The sequence below is a fragment of the Dietzia sp. DQ11-44 genome (assembly GCF_014145205.1).
Classification (GTDB): domain Bacteria; phylum Actinomycetota; class Actinomycetes; order Mycobacteriales; family Mycobacteriaceae; genus Dietzia; species Dietzia natronolimnaea.
Genome location: NZ_JAALEC010000591.1, coordinates 1 through 1,152, shown reverse-complemented (window position 1 = coordinate 1,152; position 1,152 = coordinate 1). Strand labels below are relative to the sequence as shown.

The following is a 1,152-nucleotide window of genomic DNA, read 5'->3' as shown; positions in this document are numbered from 1 at the left end:
CGGGGGCGGGATCGCGGCGGGCGCTCTTGGCCAGGATCACCGCGGTGGTCGAGACCAGCATCCCCGCGAGGATGGCTACCAGGTAGCCCCACACCGGGTTGATGGCGAACACCACGAACAGGCCGCCGTGCGGCGCGTAGGACTCCACCGAGAATGCCATGATGAGCGCTCCGGTGACTGCGCCACCGGCCATCATGGACGGGATCACGCGGACGGGGTCGGCGGCGGCGAACGGGATCGCGCCCTCGGTGATGAAGCTGGCGCCCAGCAGGAACGCGGCCCGGCCGTTCTCCTGCTCGACCTCACTGAACAGCCGCTTGCGGACGACTGTCGCCAGGCCCATGGCCAGCGGCGGCACCATGCCGGCGGCCATCACCGCGGCCATGATCCGGAGCGAGGCCGGGTTGTCGGCGACCAGTCCGGCGGTGGCGAAGGTGTATGCGGCCTTGTTGACCGGTCCGCCGAGGTCGAAGCACATCATCAGCCCCAGGATGATGCCCAGCAGGATCACCGAGGAACCGCTCATCCCGCCCAGCCACGACTCCATGGCGGAGGTCAGCGAGGCCAGCGGACGGCCGAGCAGCAGGAACATCAGCAGGCCGATCGCGAGCGAACCGAGCAGCGGGATCAGCACCACCGGCATGAGGCCGGACAGCCAGCGCGGGGTCTTCCAGGTGGTCATCCACCGCACCAGGTAGCCGGCGAGGATGCCCGTGACGAGCGCGCCGATGAACCCGGCGCCGAGGGTGGCCGAGAGGGCGCCGCCCACGAAGCCCGGCGCGATGCCCGGGCGGTCGGCCAGGCCGTAGGCGATGTACCCGGACAGGACCGCGATCATGAATCCCATCGCGGCCTGGCCGATCGCGAACAGCACGGCGCCGATGTACAACCGCAGGCCGGCGTGGGTGAGCATCTCGGCTCCGGCGGTCCCGGCGGAGACGATCTCGCCGTCGAGGTACCAGACCTGACCGGGCAGGTCGGTCAACGTGAACCCGGTGGCCACCTCCTGCCAGACGAACGCCACGTCGTACCCGGCGAACAGGAACCCCAGCGCCAGCAACAGGCCGCCGGCGGCGACGAACGGGATCATGTAGGACACGCCGGTCATCACCGCGCGCTGCAGCCCGCGGGCCCAGTGCTCGTCCGAGCCGG

At 70.6% G+C, this 1,152-nt stretch carries 1 protein-coding gene; it reads right to left on the bottom strand.

Annotation, left to right across the window (positions count from 1 at the left end; all coding sequences use genetic code 11):
• Positions 1–1,152, bottom strand: a 1,152-nt coding sequence (locus tag G6018_RS13920) for a PTS fructose transporter subunit IIC (RefSeq protein ID WP_182639927.1), incomplete at both ends; no start/stop codon positions are given.